We start from the raw sequence: 19,517 nt of genomic DNA on the forward strand, positions 1-19,517 counted from the left end.
AGCTTAACGCTTCGAGAACTGGAAGCTGCGGCGGGCCTTGGCCTTGCCGTACTTCTTGCGCTCCACGGTGCGGCTGTCGCGGGTCAGGAAGCCAGCGGCCTTGACCGGTGAGCGCAGCGCCGGCTCGTAGCGGGTGATCGCCTGGGCGATGCCGTGCTTGACCGCGCCGGCCTGGCCCGAAAGCCCGCCACCCTTCACGGTGCAGATCACGTCATACTGACCCTCGCGCCCGGCGACGCCGAACACCTGGTTGATGACCAGACGCAGCGTGGGACGTGCGAAATACACTTCCTGGTCGCGGCCGTTGACCGTGATCTTGCCCGAACCCGGCTTCAGCCAGACGCGTGCGACGGCGTCCTTGCGGCGACCGGTCGCATAGGCGCGACCGAACTTGTCGATCTCCTGCGCGCGCAGCGGCGTGGTCGGCGCGGCGGGCTGTGCGGGGATCACGGTTTCAATGGCGGTCGCGTCGGTGGCGGTATCCGCACCGGCGGCAGGCGCCTCGGTCGGGGCCGGCTGGCCCGCGGCGATCGCACCCAGATCGGAAAGGGACTGGCGATTGTCGGACATTATGCGCCCACCTTGTTCTTGCGGCTCAGCGCCGCGACGTCGAGGACTTCGGGGTTCTGCGCGGCATGGTCATGCTCGGCGCCGTTGAACACGCGCAGGTTGCGCATCTGCTGGCGACCCAGCGGACCGCGCGGGATCATGCGCTCCACGGCCTTTTCCAGCACGCGCTCGGGGAAGCGGCCGTCGAGGATCTTGTCCGCGGTCACTTCCTTCAGCCCGCCCGGATAACCGGTGTGCTTGTAATAGATCTTGTCGGTGCGCTTCTTGCCGGTGAACTGCACCTTTTCGGCGTTGATGACGATGACGTTGTCACCGCAATCGACGTGCGGGGTGAAGCTCGTCTTGTGCTTGCCGCGCAGCAGGTTGGCGATGATGACGGCGACGCGGCCGACCACCAGACCCTCGGCATCGATCAGATGCCACTTCTTCTCCACCTCGTGCGGCTTCGCCGACTTGGTGGTCTTCAACAGTGCCTTCATGGGGCGCGAGACCTCTAAATGCATCGCGCCGCCCCTTGCGTGGAGCGGCGCGGATGCGGGGCCATTGCCGCTGACGGTCCCAAAAGTCAAGCAAAGTGGGGCTTTGCTGACGGGTAAAATAATACCGGTCAGTCGATCGTGTAGCGGCGCGTGATGGTCAACCTGCCGCTGGCGCTGGTCACGACGCTGGTGTCGGTGCGCAGGCGGGCGATGCCGGTCGCGGCATCGACAATCGCGCTTTCGCGGCGGGTGATCGCGCCGCCGGCGGTCGTGCGATCGAGCGCGAGCGTGCCGTCTCCCCGGCGCTCGACCCGCTCCTGCCCCGTCAGCGCCACCGCGCCGACCGGCGTCGTCCCGGCGATCGAAACCGGGCGATCGGCGAACGCGCCGCGCGCGACGACGCCGGTCGCGACGAGCGGCGCCACCGCCTCTCCCAGCTGGGCGATCTGCTGCGCCGGGGTCATGTTGCGCAGCGGCTTCAGCGCCAGCGCGACGCGCGCGGCGGGGCGTCCGGCCAGTGCACGCTCGATCGCGCCGATGTGCCGCGCCCATTCCGCCGCGCGGTCCTGCACGTCGACGACCGTGCCGGCATCGTCGAGCAGAAGGCGCAAGCGGCGCCCGATCGTGCCGCGCAGCATCGCGTCGAAGCGCGCACCCGCTCCTCCGGGCGCGCCCGATCCATCGACGCGCACGCCCTCGATGGTCGCCAGATAGCCGCCCGGTCGCGGCGTGAAGGTGACGTGGCGGACCAGCACGAACCGCTGCACGCCGTGGCCGTCGTCGCGGGTCTCGGTCTGGGTCAGGACATAGCGGCGCTCGGGCGGCGGCGCGAATGCCGGGGGCGCGGCGGGTTGCGGCGCGATCGCCTGCGCCAGCGGCAGCAACAGTGCGATCACGCCGTCGCGTCCGCGACCCACGCCGCAACGTCCGCCGCGACCTCGACCGTGACGGTCTCGATCACCGGCAGTTCGTAGCTGTGCAGCGCGTGGATCCGGTCACGCAGGGCGCGGGCGCGCATGCCGCTCGTCTTGAAGGTGGCGGGGATTTCATGCGCGCGATCGACCTCGCCCTGCCAGCGGAAGATCGAGCGCACCGGCTGGCCTACGGTGACGCATGCCGCCAGCCGCTCGGCGATCATCGACGCGCCGATCCGCTCGGCCTCCGCCGCGTCGGCGAACGTCGTCGAGACGAGCGCGATCTGGCTCACCGCGGCGCGCGACCGACGCTATGCGCGCCGAAGACGGTCGCGATCAGCAGCAGCGCGCCGGTCAGCTGGTGCAGCGCGGCGAGCCAGATCGGCACGCCCATCATCACCGTACCGATGCCGAGCAGGATCTGCGTGCCGACCGCGGCGTGGATCAGCACCGATTCGCGCCGCGCGCCCGATCGCTTCGCCACCCGTGCCAGCAGAATCAGCCCGGCAAAGGCGACGAACGCCCACCAGCGATGGATGAAATGTACCGTATAAGGATCGTTGACGATCGCATCGCCGATCGGATGCGCCGCGAACTCCGCGGACGGGAACACCCGCCCGTTCATCAGCGGCCAGTCCTTCGCCGCCAGCCCGGCGTTCAGCCCGGCCATCAGCGCGCCGTAGATCAGCTGCACGAACAACAGGCCGAGCGCGAGCGCGCCGACGCCGGTCAGCCGCGCGGGCCGGGCTTGCGGATCGGCGGCGAGCACGTTCAGGTCGCGCGCCGTCCACACGATCGCCGCGAGGATCGCCAGCGCCAGGTTGAGGTGCACCGCCAGCCGGATGTGGCTGACGTCGGTGCGCACCGACAGACCCGACGTCACCATCCACCAGCCGACGACGCCCTGCAGCCCGCCGAGCGCCAGCAGCGCGACGAGGCGCAGGCCGAACCCGTGCGGGATCGCCTTGCGCACCCAGAACCACAGCAGCGGCAGCGCGAAAGCGAGGCCGATCACCCGCCCGAGCAGGCGGTGGAGATATTCCCAGAAGAAGATGCCCTTGAACTCGGCCAGCGTCATGCCGCGGTTCAGCTGCTGATATTCTGGAATGCGCTGGTATTTCGCGAATTCCGCCGCCCACGCGCTGTCGGTTAGCGGGGGCAGGGTGCCCGTTACCGGCTTCCATTCGGTGATCGACAGGCCCGATTCCGTCAGGCGCGTGATCCCGCCGATGACGACCATCAGCACGATCAGCGCGGCGACGGCGTAGAGCCACCGCGCGAGAGCGGCGGGGCGGGCGGTGATCGGCGTCAGCGAAGGGCGAAGCATGGCGCGCGCGATAGCCGAGGCGGACGCCCCGCGGAAGTCTCCAGACGCCGCTAAAAATCCGCAATGTGATATTGTAACGTCGCGTGCTTTGGCCTATCTGGGGCGGACGATGGACACCACGACTCGCCTCGGCTGGATTTCCGGCCTCGATCGCCTTGCGATCGGGATGTCGGGGCTATGCATGGTCCATTGCCTGGCGACCGCGGTGCTGGTCGCGCTGGCGGCATCGGCGGGGGGCTTGCTGCTCGACCCGCATATTCATGAGATCGGGCTGGCGATCGCGATCCCGCTTGGCGCGCTGGCGCTGGGGCGGGGCATCTGGACGCACGGCTATATGATGCCCTCTGCGATCGGCGGGCTCGGCCTCGGCGTCATGGCCGGCGCGCTGACGCTGCCGCACAGCGAGGTCGAGGTGCTGTACACGCTGATCGGTGTCGGCACGCTCGCGCTCGGCCACGAACTGAACCGCCGCGCGACCTACTGACGGCTCGCTTGCCGGGCACCGCGCCCGCGCCTACATTCGCCCGCATGGCCGCCCATCACCACCATCACGAACATGCAGGCGCCGACCTGACGCGCGCCGCCGAAGCCACTCTGGTCAAGGCCGGCGAGCAGTGGACGACGATGCGCGCGCAGGTGTTCGGCGCGCTGGCCGGGTTCGACAAGCCGGCCTCCGCTTATGACATCGCCGATGCGGTGTCGAAGACGGAGGGTCGCCGCGTCGCCGCGAACAGCGTGTACCGCATCCTCGACCTGTTCGTCGGCGCGAACCTCGCGCGGCGGGTGGAAAGCGCCAACGCCTATGTCGCCAACGCGCATCCCGATTGCCTGCACGACTGCATCTTCCTCGTATGCGATCGCTGCGGTCAGACAACGCACATCGACGACGATAGTATCACCGGCACGGTGCGCAACGCCGCAAAGGGCGCGGGGTTCGTGCCGGTGCGCCCGGTGATCGAGGTGCGCGGCGTGTGCGCGGAATGCGATCAGGGTTCGGCACAGCCAGCCGCCGGACCTGGCGCCAGCTGATCCCATCCCCACCCGTTCGTTTCGAGCGCAGTCGAGAAACGCGATCCCACTCATACCGTTCGCACTAAGCCTGTCGAAGTGCGTGCCACGGACGATTCGCGCGGGGCACGTGCTTCGACAGGCTCAGCGCGAACGGCATCGTCGGTGGCGAAACCTGTTTCTCGACTGCGCTCGAAACGAACGGCTGGAGGCTAGCCCTTCTTCGCCTTCGCCCCGGCCTTGCCCAATTCCGCCTGCGCGGCACTCGACTTGCGCGGGTTCTTCTCGCCTTCCTTCGCGGCGATCGCGTTGGCGCGCTGGGCAACCGCGCTACCCTTGCCCTTTTTCTCCGTCATGCACCGCACTCCTCTCGGAGAGGTAATAGCGGTCGACGGGTTTGAGTTCCGCGTCGAGCTCGTACACGATCGGCTGTCCGGTCGGGATTTCGAGGCCGGTGATGTCGGCGTCCGAAATCCCCGACAGATGCTTCTCCAGCGCGCGCAGCGAATTGCCGTGGGCGGCGATCAGGACGCGCTTGCCGGCCTTCAGTTCGGGCGCGATCCGGCTTTCCCAGTATGGCAACACGCGCGCGATCGTATCCTTCAGGCTTTCGGTCTGGGGGATCGGGATCCCCTTATACCGCGCGTCCTTCGACAGGTCGTAGGCGCTTCCTTCGGCGGGCAGGGGCGGGGGGATGTCGAAGCTGCGGCGCCAGATCTTGACCTGATCGTCGCCGTGCAGCGCCGCGGTCTCGGCCTTGTCGAGGCCGGTCAGCCCGCCGTAATGCCGCTCGTTCAGCCGCCAGTCCTTTTCGGTCGGCAGCCACAACCGCCCCATCGCCTCCAGCGCCAAGTTCAGCGTCTTGATCGCGCGGCTCTGGAAGCTGGTGAAGGTGAGATCGAAGTCGAGCCCCGCCGCGCGCATCGCCTCGCCCGCCGCCCACGCCTCCTGCCGGCCCTGTTCGGTCAGGTCGACGTCCCACCAGCCGGTGAAGCGGTTTTCCAGATTCCAGGCCGACTGGCCGTGGCGGATCAGGACGAGGGTGGGCATCGGCAACTCCGGTATTCTGGATGGGGGATGGGAAAGCCGGGCGTCAAATCTCGTCGATCATGCCCGCCAGCGTCTTCAGGCAGGCGTGCGCCAGCGCCTTCGAGCGCGGGCCGTCCCAGCCGTGCGTGGCATCGGGGTTGGGATCGTGATCCTTGAACGGCATTTCCAGCGTCATCGCGACCGCGCCGAAGCGTTCGGCGAGCTGGTTGGTCGACATCGACAGATTGGCTTGGCCGGGTGCGGCCTTGTCATAGCCCTTCTCGGTCTGGAAATCGGGCGTCGCCTGCGCCAGCCGGCGCCCGAACTCGTAGAATTTCGCGCCGAGCGCGTCGGTCCACGACGGAATGCCTTCGAACCCGGCCAGGAAATTCGCCGGAATCGCCTCGTCGCCGTGCACGTCCATCGCGAAATCGACGCCGCTTTCGTCCATCGCACTCCGGACGCACAGCACTTCCGGGCTCTTCTCGGCGCTTGGGCTGTCCCATTCGCGGTTCAGGTTCATGCCCGCGGCGTTGGTGCGCAGATGGCCGCGGTACGATCCGTCGGGGTTCATGTTCGGGACGAGGTGGATCGTCGCCTTTTCGCGCAGCGTCGCCGCGGTCGCGTCGGTGGCGTCGGTCAGCAGCTCGATCGCGCCTTCCATCCACCATTCCGCCATCGGCTCACCCGGATGCTGGCGGGCGTAGAGCCAAACCTGCTTGGCGCCGGTACCGACCGACAGGCAGTCGATCGCCCGCCCGTCGAGGCTCTGGCTGATCTCGCGGTGGGTGACGCCCTCGGCCAGCGCGGCCTTCGCCACCAGCGCGTCGTGGCGCTCCATCGTATAGGGCTGGAAATAGGCGAACCAGGCAAGCTCGGTGTCGAACCGGTGCGTCCACGTCAGCACGCCGTCGTCGTATCGCGTGTCGGGCGCCATCGCCCACGTCTCGCGATCGGTCGATACGCGCGTCCGGTATCCCGGCCATCCGAACGGATAGGCCGACCCTGCGCAATTTGTGATCCGGAAGGTCAGCGTCCGCCCCCGCGCCCCGGCGACGCGGAAGTGGAACCACTGATAGAAGTCGGACAAGTGATCGGTGACGATTTCCAGTGACACGACGTCACCGTCGATGCCGGTGACGCGAATGTTGCCGCTATCGAACGCGGCCGAAACGATGATGGTCATTTCACGCTGATAGTGATTCCCGATTCCCCGGGGAACCCCTTGAACAGTGCATTTGCGAGGCGACCCGCCGTATCGACGGGCTGGCTGCCGCGGTCGCCCGACAGGAACTGTCGTTGCGCGCGGCCTTCCCAGACGACGGTGCCGTCGCTGCGACGGCGCAGCTGCACGGCGAGCTCGCTGACCAGGATGTCCTTGGTCTTGCTGCCGAACCCTGTGCTGAGGCCGCCGCCAAGGCCGACCCCGCCGCCGCCGCGCCCGCCGCTGAAGCCGCCGCCGCCGATGCCGATCGAGAATTTGGGCGGGGTGCGAACGGTGCCGCGCGACGTGCGCTGGAACGACACGGCGGCGATATATTGCGACGTCCCGGTCCCGGTGGGCGCGAAGCCCATCCGCCCCAGCTCCGCGGCGACGGCATCGGCGTAGAGCCGATATTCGGGGCTGGTGACCGCGCCCGACATTGCCATCGGTTCGGTCGCGACGCTGCCCGCCGGGATCGGCGCGCCGAGGTGATAGCGGGTGACATCGGTGCCCGCGCGATCGACGCCGCCGGTGGTGGCGCAACCCGCGGCGGCGCAGCCGAGGGCAAGGGCGGTGATCGCGGTACGCATCGTCATGACCAATTCTCCTGAGAGCGATGAAGCGTTCGTGGCGCACGCCGGTTCCAAGCGCAGGAGGGAGGGCGCGTTCGATCTTGACTTGGGACAGGGCGGTGGATAGGCGGGCGCCTCGAAATTTCCGACAACCAATAGTTCGAGAATCGGCCCACGCCCATGAAGATCGTCAACTCGCTCAAGTCCCTCAAGGACCGTCATCGCGACAACCGCGTGATCCGTCGTCGCGGCCGCATCTACGTCATCAACAAGACGAACCGTCGCTTCAAGGCGCGCCAGGGCTGATTTCGCCCCCGGTGCCGACCGCCGTCATCTTCGACGTCGGTCGTGTCCTGTACGACTGGGATCCACGATTCCTTTACGAGCGCCTCATCCCCGACGATGAGGCGCTTTTCGCGTTCCTGCGCGACGTGGTGACCGTGGACTGGCATTTCCAGCACGATGCCGGGCGGCCCTTCGCCGAGACGTCGGAGGAATTGGTCGCGAAGTTTCCCCAGCATGCCGAGCTGATCGGCCACTGGGGGCCGCGCTTCAACGAAAGCATCGGGCCGGCGATTCCGGGCATGGCCGCGCTGGTCGCCGATCTCGACGATGCCGGCGTGCCGCTGTTCGCGATCACCAATTTCTCGCACGAATTCTGGCCGCCGTTCCGCGCGCAGGAAGCCGAGCTGTTCGACCGTTTCCGCGATATCGTCGTTTCGGGTGCGGAGAAGCTGGTGAAGCCCGATCCGGCTATCTACCGGCTGGCGCTGACGCGATTCGGCCTGGCGCCCGAACAGGCGGTGTTCGTCGACGACATGCCCGCCAATGTCGACGCCGCCGCGGCGATCGGCATCCATGCGATCCGCTTCACCGACGCGGCGGCGCTGCGCGACAACCTGAAGGCGCTCGGCCTGCCGGTCTGACCGGCGCCGCGCCACCCCGGAGTTCTCGCGTTCGGTCGGGATGCGACGCGCGCAGAAAATCCTGTTCGGAACGGCGCGATCTGGTGCAGCCTGCCCGGCATGACGATTCGATCCTCGCGCCGCTCCTTTCGCGCTTTCCGCACCCTTGCCGTCGCGGCGTGCGCGCTGCTCGCCACGCCGTCCCTCGCCGCGCCTGCCGATGATTTGAGAGCCCTGCTCGCCGAGCATTGGGCGTGGACGCTGCGGGAGAGTCCGCAATTTGCGTCCTCGGTCGGGGTGCATGATTACGACACCGACCTCGGCGACCCGTCGCTTGCCGCGGAGGACCGCCGCGCCGCGCAGGCCGCTGCCTATCTGAAGCGCCTCGACGCCATCCCCGACGTCGGCCTGTCGGAGGTTGAACGCGCCAATAAGGCGGTGCTGCGCCGGCTGCTGTCGGAGGACGTCGAGGCCAATCGATTCGGCCAACGGATGATCGTCTTCACCAGCTATTCCTCGCCGTGGCAGGGCATGGCCGGGATGGGTGAGCGCCTGGCGTTTCGCGGCAAGCAGGATTTCGCCAACTATCTGACCCGATCGGAGAAATGGCCTGCGGTTAACGACGCATTGCTGGCGATCACGGCACAGGCGGTGCAGGGCGGGTATGTCCAGCCGTGCGTGTCGCTGGTCGGGTTCGAAGGGACGATCCGGGGTGTCGTCACCGCCGATCCGGTGGCGTCGCGCTTCTACATTCCCTTCGCTGGGACGCGCCCGCGCGATGCGAGCGAGGCCGAATGGACGGCGCTTCAAAAGCGTGCCCAGACAGTCATCATGGCGCGGCTGAACCCGGCCTACACGAAGGCGGCGGACTATTTCCGCGACCGCTACCTGCCCAAATGCGCGAAGACGGCAGGGGTGTCGGCGCAGCCGGGCGGGGCGGCCTATTACGCTTTCCGCGCGCGCCAGCTGACCACGACCGACCTGACGCCCGACCAGATTCATCAGATCGGCCTGGGCGAAGTCGCGCGCATCCGCGCCGAGATGACCCGGGTGGCGACGTCGGCGGGCTTTGACACGCGCGAGGCATTCATCGCCGAGCTGCGCACCAACCCGAAATATTACGCGAAAACGCCCGACGAATTGCTCGCCGCCGCGTCGCGGGTCGCCAAGACGATCGACGGCAGGATGCCCGGCCTGTTCCACCGCCTGCCGCGGCTGCCGTACGGTGTGAAGCCGATCCCGGCGGAGACGGCGGAGGGGACGACGACCGCCTATTACGGATCGGGCAGTCCGCAGAACGGGTTGTCCGGCACCTATTTCGTCAACACCTCGAAACTCGACCAGCGACCCTTGTGGGAATTGCCGTCGCTGACCGCGCATGAGGCGGTGCCGGGGCATCACAACCAGATCGCGCTGCAACAGGAACTCGACCTGCCGCCGCTGCGTACCCGCCTCGCCAGCTTCACCGCCTTTACCGAGGGGTGGGGGCTCTATGCCGAGACGCTGGGGAACGACATCGGCCTGTACGACACGCCCGAGAAGCAGATGGGGCGGCTGAGCTACGACATGTGGCGCGCGTGCCGGCTGGTGGTCGATACCGGCATCCATTCGAAGGGCTGGACGAAGGAGCGGGCGGTTGCGTTCATGCTCGACAACACCGCGCTGTCGCCGGCCAATATCGATGCCGAGGTCAATCGCTACATCAGCTGGCCGGCGCAAGCGCTCGGATACAAGCTCGGCGAATTGAAGATCCTCGATCTGCGGCGTCGTGCGGAGGCGGCGCTGGGCGCGAAGTTCGATCTCGCCGCGTTCAACGACGCGGTGCTGGAGCAGGGATCGGTGCCGCTCGACGTGCTGGAGGGGCATGTATCGAAATGGATAGCGTCGCAGGCGAAAAGCTGAACATTTCTGCGCCGGCGCGACAAACCTGCGACACTTTTTCGGGTTCGGCGGCACGGCTTTGCGACACGTGCGTTCCACATTGCGAGCATGCCCCGACGGGCAGGCAAAGAGGAGTGCGTACCATGAAGAAATTCACGCTGATGATCGCCGGCCTCGGCATCGCCGCTGCCACCATCCCCTCGGTCGCGAGCGCGCAGAACTACGGCAATTGGCAGCCGATCAACGCGCGCCAGGCGAACCTCGACCGCCGCATCGACGTCGGCATCCGCAACGGCTCGCTGAACCGCAACGAGGCGATGCGCCTGCGCGCCGAATTCCGCGGGCTGGCCAATCTGGAGGCACGCTATCGCCGCGGCGGGCTGTCGATCGGCGAGCGCCGCGACCTCGACCGCCGCTTCGACGCGCTGTCGGCGCGGATCAAGTACGAGCGGCATGATCGCCAGGGTCGCCGCTACTGATCCATCCCTATCGAACGGACAAGGGCCTCGCCGGCGACGGCGGGGCCCTTTTTCGCGTCAGCGCAGCGGCTTGCCCGAATCTTTCCACTTGTCGAGGATCTGGGAGTCGCTGGTCGCGTACTGCTCCTGCACCGTTCCGCTCGCGACATGCTGGGGCTGGACCTCGGGCAGGATCGGCGCGGGCCTGGCGGGCAGGGCGGCGGCGATGATGACCGGCGTCAGCGGCGCGGGCGTCTCGATCGGGGCGTGCGGCCCGGGCATCGGCTCCCCGCCGACATAGCTGCGGGTAAACGCGGCGGCGGTGCCCCACCACCCCTTCCACCGGTGGAAGAAATGCGCGCCGAACACGCCGGTCATCACCAGGCTGCGGTTCCACGCCGGGGTGACGGCATAGGTGTGGTAGTGCGTCGCCATGCCGACCGGCGCGAAGACGTAACCGGCGAGCGCCCTGGCCGCGGCCCGCTGTGCCCTTAGCCATGCCGAGCGCATCGGCAGGCGGGCGAGCGCACCGTCGCAGGCGAAGCTGAACTGGCAGCCGCGGCGTTCCGATCCCTGATAGACGACGCCGCAGACCGTGCCGGGAAAAGTCGGGTGGCGGGCGCGGTTCAGGATGACCTGCGCAACCGCGGCCTGGCCGTCGTCGGGCTCGCTCGCCGCCTCGTAATAGATGGCGGTCGTCAGGCACTGGAGCGCGCGCGCCTTGTCGAGCTGGCTGCCGCGCAGCACCCAGGGCGAGGCGGGCTGGATCGAGGCGGCGCCGGCGAACTGCGCGGCCTCGGGCGGCAGGTCGGGCAGCGCCACGGTGCCGGTCACGCCCTTCGCCGGGGTCGCGAGCGGCGTATCGACGTAGAGCAGGGCGGCACCGGGAAAGTGATCCTGCGCCTCGTACCCGACCGGAATCGGGCTGGGGCGGGGGGCGGCAAGCGCCGGCAGGTCGCGCCCGGCGTGGGCCGAGAAGCCGGCCCCGGCGAGCGACACCAGCAATGCGGCGACCGCGCCGCGTCCCTGGCCCGGTAGCCAGCGTCCCGAAATCCACCGCTTGCCCATCACAAGCGCGCTTAGCCCCAAATCCTGTCGATTTCCGCCGCGATTTTCGTGCTGTCCCAGTGCGGCACGAACGAATTCGACGCTAACTTCTCGTCAATCCCCGTCGCCATTGCCATCGTCGTCGCGGTCGCGATTGGCGTAGAGCATCGCCGCGGCCACCGCCGCCGATCCGATGCCCACGCCCAGGCCGATCGCCTTCAGCGGCCATTTGCCGGACTTCGCCTCGCGCTTCGCCCGCACCTTTGCCGCGCGCGCGGCGGCGACGATCTCGTTGGTCTTCTCTTCGGACACGCCTACTCTCCCTTGTCCCTGCGATATTGCGCGCGGAAGTCGTTGGCAAATGCAGTGAGCCCGCCTGCCGCGATTGCGCTCCGCAGATCGGCCATCAGCGCCTGATAGAAGGCGAGGTTGTGCTCGGTCATCAGCATCGCCCCCAGGATTTCGCCCGCGCGGACCAGATGGTGGAGATAGGCGCGGCTCCACGTCGAACAGACGTTGCAGGCGCAGGCGGGATCGAGCGGGCCGGTGTCCTCGGCGAATTTGGCGTTACGGATGTTGATCGGACCGGAGCGGGTAAAGGCCTGGCCCGTGCGGCCCGAGCGGGTGGGGAGCACGCAGTCGAACATGTCGATGCCGCGCTCGACCGCGCCCACAATGTCGTCTGGCTTGCCCACGCCCATCAGATAGCGGGGCTTGTCGGCGGGCAATTGGCCGGGCGCGAAGTCGAGGCAGCCGAACATCGCCTCCTGCCCCTCACCGACCGCGAGGCCGCCGACCGCATAGCCGTCGAAGCCGATGTCGATCAGCGCGTCGGCGCTCGCCTTGCGGAACCCCTCGTCGAGCGCACCCTGCTGGATGCCGAAGATGGCGTTGCCCTCGGCATGGTCCTCGGCGGCGTCGAAGGCGTCGCGACTCCGACGGGCCCAGCGCATCGACCGCTCCATCGCCGCGGCCTGCACCTCGCGGGTCGAGGTGGTCGGGACGAGCTCGTCGAACGCCATGGTGATGTTCGAGCCGAGCAGCCGCTGGATCTCGATCGAGCGTTCGGGGCTGAGCATGTGGCGCGTGCCGTCGAGGTGCGACTTGAAAGCCACGCCCTCCTCGCTGCGCTTGGTCAGGTCGGCCAGACTCATCACCTGATAGCCGCCCGAATCGGTCAGTATGGGGCGGTCCCAGCCCATGAACGCGTGCAGGCCGCCCAGTCGCGCGACCCGCTCGGCACCGGGGCGCAGCATCAGGTGATAGGTGTTGCCAAGGATGATGTCGGCGCCGGTCGCGCGGACGTCGGCGGGCTTCATCGCTTTGACCGTGGCGGAGGTGCCGACCGGCATGAAAGCGGGCGTGCGGATCTCGCCGCGACGCATCGCGATAGTACCGGTGCGCGCACGACCATCGGTGGCGGCAATGCTGAAGTCGAAACGGGGAGGCATGGCGACGCCTCTAGCGACCGCGCAACGCAAGGCAAAGCTCGCGCGTTGGCGGGCGATGGCGGATGCGAGCACCGATGCGCTGCGGGCGATGGCGACGCACCGCGGATTGAAACTGAAGGCGTCGCGGCGGCGCAAGGCGGGCGGGGACTTCGGCAAGTTCGGGCTGGTCGATGCGGGGGGCAAGGCCGTGCTCGGGATCGGCGATGACGGGCTGACCGCCAGCGCCGCCGAAGTCGAAGCCTATCTGCGCGGCGCGATGCACGCCGACTGGGCGGGGTCGACCAAGGGCCTGAAGCGGCGCAAGGCGGCGCCCGAGGCGAAGCCCGAACCGGCCCCGAAACCCAAACCCCGGTTCAAACCGGAGCTGTCGAATGTTTACGCGAAACTGCCCGCGGCGGCGCGGGCGGAGGCGTTCGACACGCTGGTCTACACGCGCGGCGTTCGGGTCGAGCGGATCGTGTCGAAGGGGCAGGTGACTCCAGAAGACGCGCCGATGGTGCAGGACCGCGACGAATGGGTGATCGTCCTGCAGGGCGAGGCGCGGATGCGGATCGCCGATTCGGACGAGATAACGCTGGCGGCGGGCGATCATGTGCGGATCGGCGCGGGGGTGCCGCATTGGGTGACCTTTACCAGCACGACGCCGCCGGTCGTGTGGCTGGCGGTGCATTTCGAGGGGTAGCGAAGGTTCGGAAAGTTCCGCGAAACGACCGCATATCGGAACTTTCACCCCATCCTGTCCCGCGATTCTCCGATGCCCGACTCAAGCACGCCGTCACCGCTGTAGGACAGCGAAAACGTCAATGCGCGTGGATGCGGCAGCCGGTGCCATCGCCGACCTCGATCTGAATCGTCGCGTGGCCAATGCCGAAATCATGGTCTAGCCGGTGCTGGAGATCGCGCAGGAACGCGTCGCCGGGGTGGCCGGCGGGCATGACGAGGTGGGCGGTCAGCGCATTCTCGGTCGTGCTCATCGACCAGATGTGGAGGTCGTGGAGGCGCTCGACACCGGGCAGCGCGACGAGCGCGGTGCGGACCGCGTGCGGATCGATCGCCGCGGGCACCGCCTGCATCGCCATGCCGAGCGCGTCGCGGAACAGCCCCCAGGTGCTCCACAGGATGACCGCGACGATCGCCAGGCTGACGACCGGGTCGATCCAGGCAAAGCCGCTCCACAGCATCAGCAGCCCGCCGACGACGACGCCGGCCGAGACCAATGCGTCGGCGGCCATGTGGAGATAGGCGCCGCGGATGTTCAGGTCGCCGTGCCGCCCGCGCGCGAACAACAGGGCGGTCGCGGTGTTGACCGCGATCCCGACCAGCGCAACCCAGATCACGACGTTCGCCTGCACCGCCGGGGGATCGTTCAGCCGCTGGAGCGTCTCCAGCAGGATCGCGCCGACCGCCACCAGCAGGAGGACGGCGTTGGCGAGTGCCGCGAGGATCGACGAGCTTTTCAGGCCGTATGTGTAGCGCGCCGATGCCGGTCGCTTGGCGAGGGTGGCGGCGCCCCAGGCGATGAGCAGGCCGAGGACGTCGGACAGATTGTGGCCGGCATCCGCCAGCAGCGCGACCGAATCGGCGGCGATGCCGAACCCCGCCTCCACCACCACGAAGCCGAGGTTGAGCGCCGTCCCGATCGCGAAGGCGCGGCCGAAGTCGGCGGGCGCATGGGCATGGCCATGATCGTGCCCGTGATGGCTCGCGTGTCCGTGGTTTCCGCCCATGTCCGATGCTTAGCGGGCAAGACGGTGGTTTTGCCAGCGTGTCGACACATCAAAATTCCCGACCGTGGGAAGGGGACGGACTTCTGATCCTCCCCCGGCACGGGGAGGTGGCAGCGCCTATGCGCTGACGGAGGGGGCCGTCCGCGCACGTAACGCTTGCGGCCCGCCCCCTCACCAGCCTTCGGCTGGTTCCCCTCCCCGTGCCGGGGAGGATCGAGGTCCGTTACCGCCGCGGCGGCATGGCCGGCTGGTCGCCGTCGCGATCGCGTCGGCGACGTTCGCCCGTGGGGGTGGTGCGGATGGTGAGCAATTCGGTGCGGGTCAGCGCGCCGTCCCTGTCGAGGTCGTAGCGCGTGAACAGCGCCTCGACCCGGTCCTCTAGCTCGGCGAGGGTGATGCGGTTGTCGCCGTTGCGGTCGACCTCGAACGGGGTCGGTACGCCGTTGCGGTCGCCGAGATAGCGCGCCGCCCAGTCGGCGAAGGCGAGATAGCCGACGCCGGTCGCCCATTCCGCGCCGCTGGCGGTCGCGCGCAGGCCGGCGCGCATCTCCGCCAGCGTCGTGCGCCCGTCGCCGTCGCGGTCGAACCCGGCGAACAGCAGTGCCACCGGCTCGGCGACGATCGTCGCGGGCGCCGCGCGGTAGGGATCGCCCGGACGCGGCGGCTGCGCCGGCGCGGCCTGGGTGAGGGCAAGCGCGGCCATAACGGGCAGGGCGGCAAGGATCATGGTCGGTTCCCCGGCACGGTGGCGGGGTGCCGCCGCATTGGACTGGTTCTACAGCACATAAACATCGTCGCCATAAGCCGGCGGCTGGTCGGCGGTGCTGTCGTGATACACCATCGGCAGCGACAGGCGCCGCCCGTCCGCGATCGGCGCGACGCGGTGCTCGATCGCGCCCGGGAAGCAGACGAACAGGCCGGGGCGCGGGGTCACCGCGCTTTCGCGGCCCGCGGCATCGCGGAACAGCAGATCGCCGCCGCCGTCGGTCCGCGCGGTCGCGAAGAACAGGCCGGTGACGGCGTTGTTGTCGCGGTGCCAGTCGCTCGATGCGCCGGGCCCGGACAGGATGTTGAGCGTCATCGTGGAGCGCAACCGCGCGGCGGCGACAACGGGGCGGGAGCACGCACGGGTGGCGAAATCGCGCAACACCCCGTGGTACAGTTCCCACAGCCACCCCAGCCGGTCGCACACGACATCGCCCTGCACCACCGAGAAGCTCCACTGATCGGTGCGGGAGAGCGTCAGGCATTCCGGCGCGTCCGCCAGCGCGGCGACCGTCTCCTCCCAGCCCGCGGGCAGCAGACCCTCCGCGACGAGATCGAGCAGGTGGCAGGGCGGGGGGCTTGCGGGCTCGGCCGGCTCGCGGGCTGCGATCGACGGTTCGGGCGACCGCGCGTCCGTCACGGCAGCAGCAGCGAGGCGTCGCCGTAGGAATAGAAGCGATAGCCGCTCGCGATGGCATGCGCGTAGCCGGCCTGCATCCGCTCCAGCCCCATCAGTGCCGACACCAGCATGAACAGCGTCGACCGCGGCAGGTGGAAATTGGTGACGAGGCCGTCGATGCCCTTGAAGCGATAGCCCGGCGTGATGAAGATCGCGGTGTCGCCCTCGAACGGGCGGACGATGCCGTCGTCGCCGCTGGCGCTTTCGATCAGGCGCAGGCTGGTGGTGCCGACCGCGATGACGCGTCCGCCGGCGGCGCGGACGGCGTTGAGGCGGTCGGCGGTGGCGGCGTCGATGCGGCCCCATTCGGCGTGCATGAGGTGGTCGGCGGTGTCGTCGGCCTTGACCGGCAGGAAGGTGCCCGCGCCGACGTGGAGGGTCAGCGTCGCATGGCCGATGCCCGCGGCGTCGAGCGCGGCCATCAGGTCGGGGGTGAAGTGCAGCGCCGCGGTCGGCGCAGCGACGGCACCCGGCTCGTTCGCGAACATCGTCTGGTAATCGTCGGCATCGCGCGCATCGGTCGGGCGCTTGGCGGCGATGTAGGGGGGCAGCGGCATGCGACCGGCGCGCTCCAGCAGCAGCTCGACCGGCTCGGTCCCCGCGAAATCGAGTGCGAAGCTGCCGTCGTCGCCGCGGTCGCCGGCGGTCGCCGATACCCCTTGCCCGAAATCGATGACGTCGCCGTCGCGCAGCCGCTTGGCGTTGCGGATGAAGGCGCGCCAGCGCCGCGGCCCCTCGCGCTTGTGCAGCGTCGCGCCGATCCTGGCCTCGCCGCGCGTGCCCTCCAGCTGGGCGGGGATGACGCGGGTGTCGTTGAAGACCAGCAGGTCGCCGGCGCGGAGCTGCGCGGGGAGGTCGCCGACGTGCAGGTCGCGCGTTGCGTCGCCATCGAGCACCAGCAGCCGCGCCGCGTCGCGCGGGGAGGCGGGGCGCAGCGCGATGCTGTCGTTCGGCAGCGCGAAATCGAACAGGTCGACGTTCATCGGAAAGCGGCTTCGGTCACAGCCCGGCGCGGGCGGTTACTTGCGCGGCGACGGAGCCCTGGGCGGCAGCTTGCGGCCCGGACCCGGTGGCAGGCTGATCGGATCGACCATCACCGGGGCGGGTGCCGGCGCCGCGGCGTAGGGCGGCGGGCCATCGGCGGCGATATAGGCGTGGACGATCTTCGTCGGCGCGGCGGGCGGCTCGCCCCGCTCGATCGCGTCGACGTACTGCATCCCCTCGATCACGCGACCGAACACGGTGTATTTCTTGTCGAGCGACAGCCGCGGCTGGAACACGATGAAGAACTGGCTGTCGGCGCTGTTCTCGGCCTTGGTCTTCTGTTCGGGGGTCGCACCCTCCGGCGCGCCCTCGCGCGCGGCGGACACCGCGCCGCGGACGTGGGGCAGGTAGTTGAACTCCGCGGGGACGTTGCCCAGGTCCGATCCGCCGGTGCCGTCCCCCTTTGGATCGCCGCCCTGCGCCATGAAGCCGTCGATGACGCGGTGGAACAGCAGCCCGTCATAGAATTTGCGGCGGGTGAGCGTCTTGATCCGCTCGACCATCTTGGGCGCGACGTCGGGCCGCAGCCAGATGGTGACGCGGCCACCGTCCGACAGGTCGAGCAGCCACAGGTTCTGCTTGTCGGTCGTCGCCGGTGCGGCGGCGCGACCGGGCACCGGGATCAGCTGGGCCGCGGCGGGCGTGGCGGCAAGCGGGGCGACGATGGCGGCGGCCAGCGCGGTCGCGGCGGACAGGAAACGCATGTTCGTAAGTACCCCAACCCGAGATGTTCGTGTGCGCGCTTAGATCAAATTCGACGTTGCGGCAAAGTGAACATCGGCGTCACCGCTCACCCCGGCGCCCCAGTTTCTCGACGCGGGCGTCGACTTCTGCCTTTACCGCGGGGCTGACGAATTTGGCGATGTTGCCGCCGTAGACCGCGATTTCCTTCACCAGCCGGCTGGCGATCGGCTGGAGCGAGACGTCGGCCATCAGGAAGACCGTCTCGATCCTCGCGTTCAGCTGCTGGTTCATGCCCGCCATCTGATATTCATATTCGAAGTCGGCGACCGCGCGCAGGCCGCGCACGATCATGCTCGCGCCCTCGCGCTCGGCGAAGTCCATCAGCAGCGAATCGAACCCGACGACGGCGATGTCGCCATCGACGCCCGCAACCTCGCGCCGGACCATCTCCAGCCGCTCGTCGTCGCTGAACATCGGCGACTTGGACGGGTTGGTGGTGACGCCGACGACCAGCCGGTCGACCAGCTTCGCGCCGCGACGGATGATATCCATGTGGCCCAAAGTGATCGGGTCGAACGTGCCCGGATAGACGCCGATGCGGGTCATTTCCTGCGCTCCAGGACATAGTCCGCGATGGCGCGGAGCAGGTCGGCTTCGGTACCGTAGCTGCGCAGATGCTGGTGCGCCTGGTCGACGAGCATCCGCGCCTGTTCGCGTGCGCGATCGATGCCGAGCAGCGAGAGGAAGGTTTCCTTGCCCGCCTCGGCATCCTTGCGCAGCGCCTTGCCGGCCAGCGCCTCGTCCCCCTCGGCATCGAGCAGGTCGTCGGCGATCTGGAAGGCGAGGCCGATGTCGCGGGCGTAGCCGCGCAGGCCGGTGCGCCCCTCGGGCGGGACGCGGCCCAGGATCGCCCCCGCCTCCACCGCGCAGGCGATCAGCGCGCCGGTCTTCATGCCCTGCAGGCGGGTGACGGTGGCGAGGTCGAACTGTTCGCTCTCGGCCTTCAGGTCCATCATCTGGCCGCCCGCCATGCCCGCGGGGCCGGCGGCGCGGGCGAGGTCGGCAACCAGCTCGATGCGGACGAACGGGTCGGGATGGGTTTCGGGGTCGGCGAGGATCTCGAACGCCAGGTCGTGGAGGCAGTCGCCGGCAAGGATCGCCGCCGCTTCGCCGAACGCCTTGTGCGCGGTCGGCTTGCCGCGGCGCAGGTCGTCGTCGTCCATCGCCGGCAAATCGTCGTGGATCAGGCTGTAGACGTGGATGCACTCGATCGCGGTCCCGGCGCGGACGGCGCAGGTGCGGTCGACCGCGAACAGGTCGGCAGTGGCCGTCGTCAGCAGCGGGCGCAGGCGCTTGCCCCCACCGATCGCGGAATGGCGCATGGCGTGGTACAGGTCGCCGCGGGCGTCGTCGGGGACGGGCAGCAGTTGGTCGAACTGGCGATCGACCTCGACCGCGATGTCGCGCAGCGCCGGTTCGAGCAGCGCGGACGGAGCGGTCACGCCGGCGATCATCCGGCGGCGAATGGGGTGGTGCCGGTCGCGCGACCATCGGCATCGGTGCGGATCGCCTCGATCCGGGCCTGCGCCGCGTTCAGCCGCGCATCGCACTGGCGGCGCAGCAGGTCACCGCGCGCGTAGAGATCAATCGCCTCCTGCAAGGGCGCGGTGCCGGTTTCGAGCCGCCCGACGATCGTCTCGAGCTCCTTCAACGCGTCCTCGAACGAGAGCGTTTCGATCGTGCTGTCCTCTGCCATGCCCGACCTATGCGGCA

General features: G+C 68.8%; 27 protein-coding genes. 7 read left to right on the forward strand and 20 right to left on the reverse strand.

The window, feature by feature from the left end; translation table 11 throughout:
* Positions 1–3 precede the first annotated feature (3 nt).
* The 5 genes from rpsI to M9980_RS02040 all read right to left on the reverse strand — a co-directional run bounded on the left by rpsI (position 4) and on the right by M9980_RS02040 (position 3,290).
* Entirely contained in the window at positions 4–570 is a 567-nt protein-coding gene (rpsI, locus tag M9980_RS02020; protein WP_250752803.1) for a 30S ribosomal protein S9, read from the reverse strand.
* Complete coding sequence (gene rplM / locus M9980_RS02025; protein WP_250752806.1) at positions 570–1,049, reverse strand: 50S ribosomal protein L13; 480 nt, start codon at positions 1,047–1,049, stop codon at positions 570–572. Before rplM ends, rpsI begins: the two co-directional genes overlap by 1 nt.
* Before the next feature lie 128 nt (positions 1,050–1,177).
* On the reverse strand, positions 1,178–1,945 hold the full coding sequence (locus M9980_RS02030; RefSeq protein WP_250752809.1) for a hypothetical protein: 768 nt from the start codon (positions 1,943–1,945) through the stop codon (positions 1,178–1,180).
* Positions 1,942–2,256, reverse strand: coding sequence for a divalent-cation tolerance protein CutA (cutA, locus tag M9980_RS02035; protein ID WP_250752812.1), 315 nt, complete (start codon positions 2,254–2,256; stop codon positions 1,942–1,944). Before cutA ends, M9980_RS02030 begins: the two co-directional genes overlap by 4 nt.
* Positions 2,253–3,290: a COX15/CtaA family protein gene (locus M9980_RS02040; protein ID WP_250752814.1), complete on the reverse strand. Its 1,038-nt coding sequence runs from the start codon at positions 3,288–3,290 to the stop codon at positions 2,253–2,255. The genes cutA and M9980_RS02040 overlap by 4 nt, the downstream gene beginning before the upstream one ends.
* 109 nt (positions 3,291–3,399) lie before the next feature.
* Here M9980_RS02040 and M9980_RS02045 point away from each other — a divergent pair, with 109 nt between their 5' ends.
* Both M9980_RS02045 and M9980_RS02050 read left to right on the forward strand, forming a co-directional pair.
* A complete protein-coding gene (locus tag M9980_RS02045) occupies positions 3,400–3,774 on the forward strand; it encodes a MerC domain-containing protein (RefSeq protein WP_250752816.1) in 375 nt (124 codons plus the stop codon).
* A 44-nt stretch (positions 3,775–3,818) separates the two neighbouring features.
* Positions 3,819–4,319, forward strand: a complete 501-nt coding sequence (locus M9980_RS02050) for a Fur family transcriptional regulator (RefSeq protein ID WP_250752818.1) — start codon at positions 3,819–3,821, stop codon at positions 4,317–4,319.
* Between the two features lie 191 nt (positions 4,320–4,510).
* Here the strand turns inward: M9980_RS02050 and M9980_RS02055 are convergent, their stop codons facing one another.
* Genes M9980_RS02055 through M9980_RS02070 form a run of 4 tightly spaced genes read right to left on the reverse strand, consistent with a single transcriptional unit; the run spans position 4,511 to position 7,127 of the window.
* Positions 4,511–4,654 carry a hypothetical protein gene (locus M9980_RS02055; protein ID WP_250752820.1) on the reverse strand — a complete coding sequence of 48 codons (144 nt, stop codon included), beginning with the start codon at positions 4,652–4,654 and terminating at the stop codon, positions 4,511–4,513.
* Complete coding sequence (gene gpmA, locus M9980_RS02060) at positions 4,629–5,348, reverse strand: 2,3-diphosphoglycerate-dependent phosphoglycerate mutase (protein WP_250752822.1); 720 nt, start codon at positions 5,346–5,348, stop codon at positions 4,629–4,631. Before gpmA ends, M9980_RS02055 begins: the two co-directional genes overlap by 26 nt.
* Before the next feature lie 43 nt (positions 5,349–5,391).
* Positions 5,392–6,513: a M14 family metallopeptidase gene (locus M9980_RS02065; RefSeq protein WP_250752824.1), complete on the reverse strand. Its 1,122-nt coding sequence runs from the start codon at positions 6,511–6,513 to the stop codon at positions 5,392–5,394.
* Complete coding sequence (locus M9980_RS02070) at positions 6,510–7,127, reverse strand: DUF4136 domain-containing protein (protein WP_250752827.1); 618 nt, start codon at positions 7,125–7,127, stop codon at positions 6,510–6,512. The genes M9980_RS02065 and M9980_RS02070 overlap by 4 nt, the downstream gene beginning before the upstream one ends.
* 156 nt (positions 7,128–7,283) lie before the next feature.
* On the opposite strand from M9980_RS02070, the gene ykgO reads away from it, so the two are divergent.
* The 4 genes from ykgO to M9980_RS02090 all read left to right on the forward strand — a co-directional run bounded on the left by ykgO (position 7,284) and on the right by M9980_RS02090 (position 10,368).
* On the forward strand, positions 7,284–7,409 hold the full coding sequence (ykgO, locus tag M9980_RS02075) for a type B 50S ribosomal protein L36 (RefSeq protein ID WP_055755695.1): 126 nt from the start codon (positions 7,284–7,286) through the stop codon (positions 7,407–7,409).
* A gap of 11 nt (positions 7,410–7,420) precedes the next feature.
* Positions 7,421–8,029: an HAD-IA family hydrolase gene (locus tag M9980_RS02080; protein ID WP_250752829.1), complete on the forward strand. Its 609-nt coding sequence runs from the start codon at positions 7,421–7,423 to the stop codon at positions 8,027–8,029.
* Positions 8,030–8,128: 99 nt separating this feature from the next.
* Positions 8,129–9,910 carry a DUF885 domain-containing protein gene (locus M9980_RS02085; protein ID WP_250752831.1) on the forward strand — a complete coding sequence of 594 codons (1,782 nt, stop codon included), beginning with the start codon at positions 8,129–8,131 and terminating at the stop codon, positions 9,908–9,910.
* A gap of 122 nt (positions 9,911–10,032) precedes the next feature.
* Positions 10,033–10,368 carry a hypothetical protein gene (locus M9980_RS02090; protein WP_250752833.1) on the forward strand — a complete coding sequence of 112 codons (336 nt, stop codon included), beginning with the start codon at positions 10,033–10,035 and terminating at the stop codon, positions 10,366–10,368.
* A gap of 57 nt (positions 10,369–10,425) precedes the next feature.
* On the opposite strand, the gene M9980_RS02095 is transcribed toward M9980_RS02090, so the two are convergent.
* The 3 genes from M9980_RS02095 to tgt all read right to left on the reverse strand — a co-directional run bounded on the left by M9980_RS02095 (position 10,426) and on the right by tgt (position 12,845).
* Positions 10,426–11,415, reverse strand: a complete 990-nt coding sequence (locus M9980_RS02095) for a cell wall hydrolase (protein ID WP_250752835.1) — start codon at positions 11,413–11,415, stop codon at positions 10,426–10,428.
* 93 nt (positions 11,416–11,508) lie between these two features.
* On the reverse strand, positions 11,509–11,706 hold the full coding sequence (locus tag M9980_RS02100; RefSeq protein WP_250752838.1) for a hypothetical protein: 198 nt from the start codon (positions 11,704–11,706) through the stop codon (positions 11,509–11,511).
* Positions 11,707–11,708: 2 nt separating this feature from the next.
* Positions 11,709–12,845 carry a tRNA guanosine(34) transglycosylase Tgt gene (gene tgt, locus M9980_RS02105; RefSeq protein WP_250752841.1) on the reverse strand — a complete coding sequence of 379 codons (1,137 nt, stop codon included), beginning with the start codon at positions 12,843–12,845 and terminating at the stop codon, positions 11,709–11,711.
* Between tgt and M9980_RS02110 the strand changes: the two genes are divergently transcribed.
* Positions 12,844–13,527 carry a cupin domain-containing protein gene (locus M9980_RS02110; RefSeq protein ID WP_250752844.1) on the forward strand — a complete coding sequence of 228 codons (684 nt, stop codon included), beginning with the start codon at positions 12,844–12,846 and terminating at the stop codon, positions 13,525–13,527. The two genes, tgt and M9980_RS02110, sit on opposite strands and share 2 nt — an antisense overlap.
* A 118-nt stretch (positions 13,528–13,645) precedes the next feature.
* Here M9980_RS02110 and M9980_RS02115 read toward each other — a convergent pair whose 3' ends face one another.
* The 8 genes from M9980_RS02115 to M9980_RS02150 all read right to left on the reverse strand — a co-directional run bounded on the left by M9980_RS02115 (position 13,646) and on the right by M9980_RS02150 (position 19,500).
* Positions 13,646–14,572 carry a cation diffusion facilitator family transporter gene (locus M9980_RS02115; protein WP_250752847.1) on the reverse strand — a complete coding sequence of 309 codons (927 nt, stop codon included), beginning with the start codon at positions 14,570–14,572 and terminating at the stop codon, positions 13,646–13,648.
* A gap of 223 nt (positions 14,573–14,795) precedes the next feature.
* Positions 14,796–15,299 (reverse strand): EF-hand domain-containing protein, encoded by a 504-nt coding sequence (locus M9980_RS02120; RefSeq protein ID WP_250752850.1) that lies wholly within the window; start codon positions 15,297–15,299, stop codon positions 14,796–14,798.
* A gap of 48 nt (positions 15,300–15,347) precedes the next feature.
* Positions 15,348–15,977 carry a 2OG-Fe(II) oxygenase gene (locus M9980_RS02125; RefSeq protein WP_250752852.1) on the reverse strand — a complete coding sequence of 210 codons (630 nt, stop codon included), beginning with the start codon at positions 15,975–15,977 and terminating at the stop codon, positions 15,348–15,350.
* The gene (gene queA, locus M9980_RS02130) at positions 15,974–16,999 is read right to left on the reverse strand and encodes a tRNA preQ1(34) S-adenosylmethionine ribosyltransferase-isomerase QueA (protein WP_250752855.1); all 1,026 of its coding nucleotides are present in this window, start codon (positions 16,997–16,999) and stop codon (positions 15,974–15,976) included. The genes M9980_RS02125 and queA overlap by 4 nt, the downstream gene beginning before the upstream one ends.
* A 36-nt stretch (positions 17,000–17,035) precedes the next feature.
* Positions 17,036–17,764 (reverse strand): peptidylprolyl isomerase, encoded by a 729-nt coding sequence (locus M9980_RS02135; RefSeq protein WP_250752858.1) that lies wholly within the window; start codon positions 17,762–17,764, stop codon positions 17,036–17,038.
* A gap of 79 nt (positions 17,765–17,843) precedes the next feature.
* Entirely contained in the window at positions 17,844–18,350 is a 507-nt protein-coding gene (coaD, locus tag M9980_RS02140) for a pantetheine-phosphate adenylyltransferase (protein ID WP_250752860.1), read from the reverse strand.
* Positions 18,347–19,258, reverse strand: a complete 912-nt coding sequence (locus M9980_RS02145) for a polyprenyl synthetase family protein (RefSeq protein ID WP_250752863.1) — start codon at positions 19,256–19,258, stop codon at positions 18,347–18,349. Before M9980_RS02145 ends, coaD begins: the two co-directional genes overlap by 4 nt.
* Entirely contained in the window at positions 19,255–19,500 is a 246-nt protein-coding gene (locus tag M9980_RS02150; RefSeq protein ID WP_250752865.1) for an exodeoxyribonuclease VII small subunit, read from the reverse strand. Before M9980_RS02150 ends, M9980_RS02145 begins: the two co-directional genes overlap by 4 nt.
* Positions 19,501–19,517 lie beyond the last annotated feature (17 nt).

This window comes from Sphingomonas donggukensis (assembly GCF_023674425.1).
Taxonomy (GTDB): Bacteria; Pseudomonadota; Alphaproteobacteria; order Sphingomonadales; family Sphingomonadaceae; genus Sphingomonas; species Sphingomonas donggukensis.

Bases quoted from the DNA above. Each gene is read 5' to 3' on its own strand.
- rpsI (WP_250752803.1), bottom strand. From the start codon at position 570: ATGTCCGACAATCGCCAGTCCCTTTCCGATCTGGGTGCGATCGCCGCG.
- rplM (WP_250752806.1), bottom strand. From the start codon at position 1,049: ATGAAGGCACTGTTGAAGACCACCAAGTCGGCGAAGCCGCACGAGGTG.
- M9980_RS02040 (WP_250752814.1), bottom strand. From the start codon at position 3,290: ATGCTTCGCCCTTCGCTGACGCCGATCACCGCCCGCCCCGCCGCTCTC.
- M9980_RS02045 (WP_250752816.1), top strand. From the start codon at position 3,400: ATGGACACCACGACTCGCCTCGGCTGGATTTCCGGCCTCGATCGCCTT.
- M9980_RS02050 (WP_250752818.1), top strand. From the start codon at position 3,819: ATGGCCGCCCATCACCACCATCACGAACATGCAGGCGCCGACCTGACG.
- M9980_RS02055 (WP_250752820.1), bottom strand. From the start codon at position 4,654: ATGACGGAGAAAAAGGGCAAGGGTAGCGCGGTTGCCCAGCGCGCCAAC.
- gpmA (WP_250752822.1), bottom strand. From the start codon at position 5,348: ATGCCCACCCTCGTCCTGATCCGCCACGGCCAGTCGGCCTGGAATCTG.
- M9980_RS02065 (WP_250752824.1), bottom strand. From the start codon at position 6,513: ATGACCATCATCGTTTCGGCCGCGTTCGATAGCGGCAACATTCGCGTC.
- M9980_RS02070 (WP_250752827.1), bottom strand. From the start codon at position 7,127: ATGACGATGCGTACCGCGATCACCGCCCTTGCCCTCGGCTGCGCCGCC.
- ykgO (WP_055755695.1), top strand. From the start codon at position 7,284: ATGAAGATCGTCAACTCGCTCAAGTCCCTCAAGGACCGTCATCGCGAC.
- M9980_RS02085 (WP_250752831.1), top strand. From the start codon at position 8,129: ATGACGATTCGATCCTCGCGCCGCTCCTTTCGCGCTTTCCGCACCCTT.
- M9980_RS02090 (WP_250752833.1), top strand. From the start codon at position 10,033: ATGAAGAAATTCACGCTGATGATCGCCGGCCTCGGCATCGCCGCTGCC.
- M9980_RS02095 (WP_250752835.1), bottom strand. From the start codon at position 11,415: ATGGGCAAGCGGTGGATTTCGGGACGCTGGCTACCGGGCCAGGGACGC.
- M9980_RS02110 (WP_250752844.1), top strand. From the start codon at position 12,844: ATGGCGACGCCTCTAGCGACCGCGCAACGCAAGGCAAAGCTCGCGCGT.
- tgt (WP_250752841.1), bottom strand. From the start codon at position 12,845: ATGCCTCCCCGTTTCGACTTCAGCATTGCCGCCACCGATGGTCGTGCG.
- M9980_RS02115 (WP_250752847.1), bottom strand. From the start codon at position 14,572: ATGGGCGGAAACCACGGACACGCGAGCCATCACGGGCACGATCATGGC.
- M9980_RS02120 (WP_250752850.1), bottom strand. From the start codon at position 15,299: ATGATCCTTGCCGCCCTGCCCGTTATGGCCGCGCTTGCCCTCACCCAG.
- queA (WP_250752855.1), bottom strand. From the start codon at position 16,999: ATGAACGTCGACCTGTTCGATTTCGCGCTGCCGAACGACAGCATCGCG.
- M9980_RS02135 (WP_250752858.1), bottom strand. From the start codon at position 17,764: ATGCGTTTCCTGTCCGCCGCGACCGCGCTGGCCGCCGCCATCGTCGCC.
- coaD (WP_250752860.1), bottom strand. From the start codon at position 18,350: ATGACCCGCATCGGCGTCTATCCGGGCACGTTCGACCCGATCACTTTG.
- M9980_RS02145 (WP_250752863.1), bottom strand. From the start codon at position 19,258: ATGATCGCCGGCGTGACCGCTCCGTCCGCGCTGCTCGAACCGGCGCTG.
- M9980_RS02150 (WP_250752865.1), bottom strand. From the start codon at position 19,500: ATGGCAGAGGACAGCACGATCGAAACGCTCTCGTTCGAGGACGCGTTG.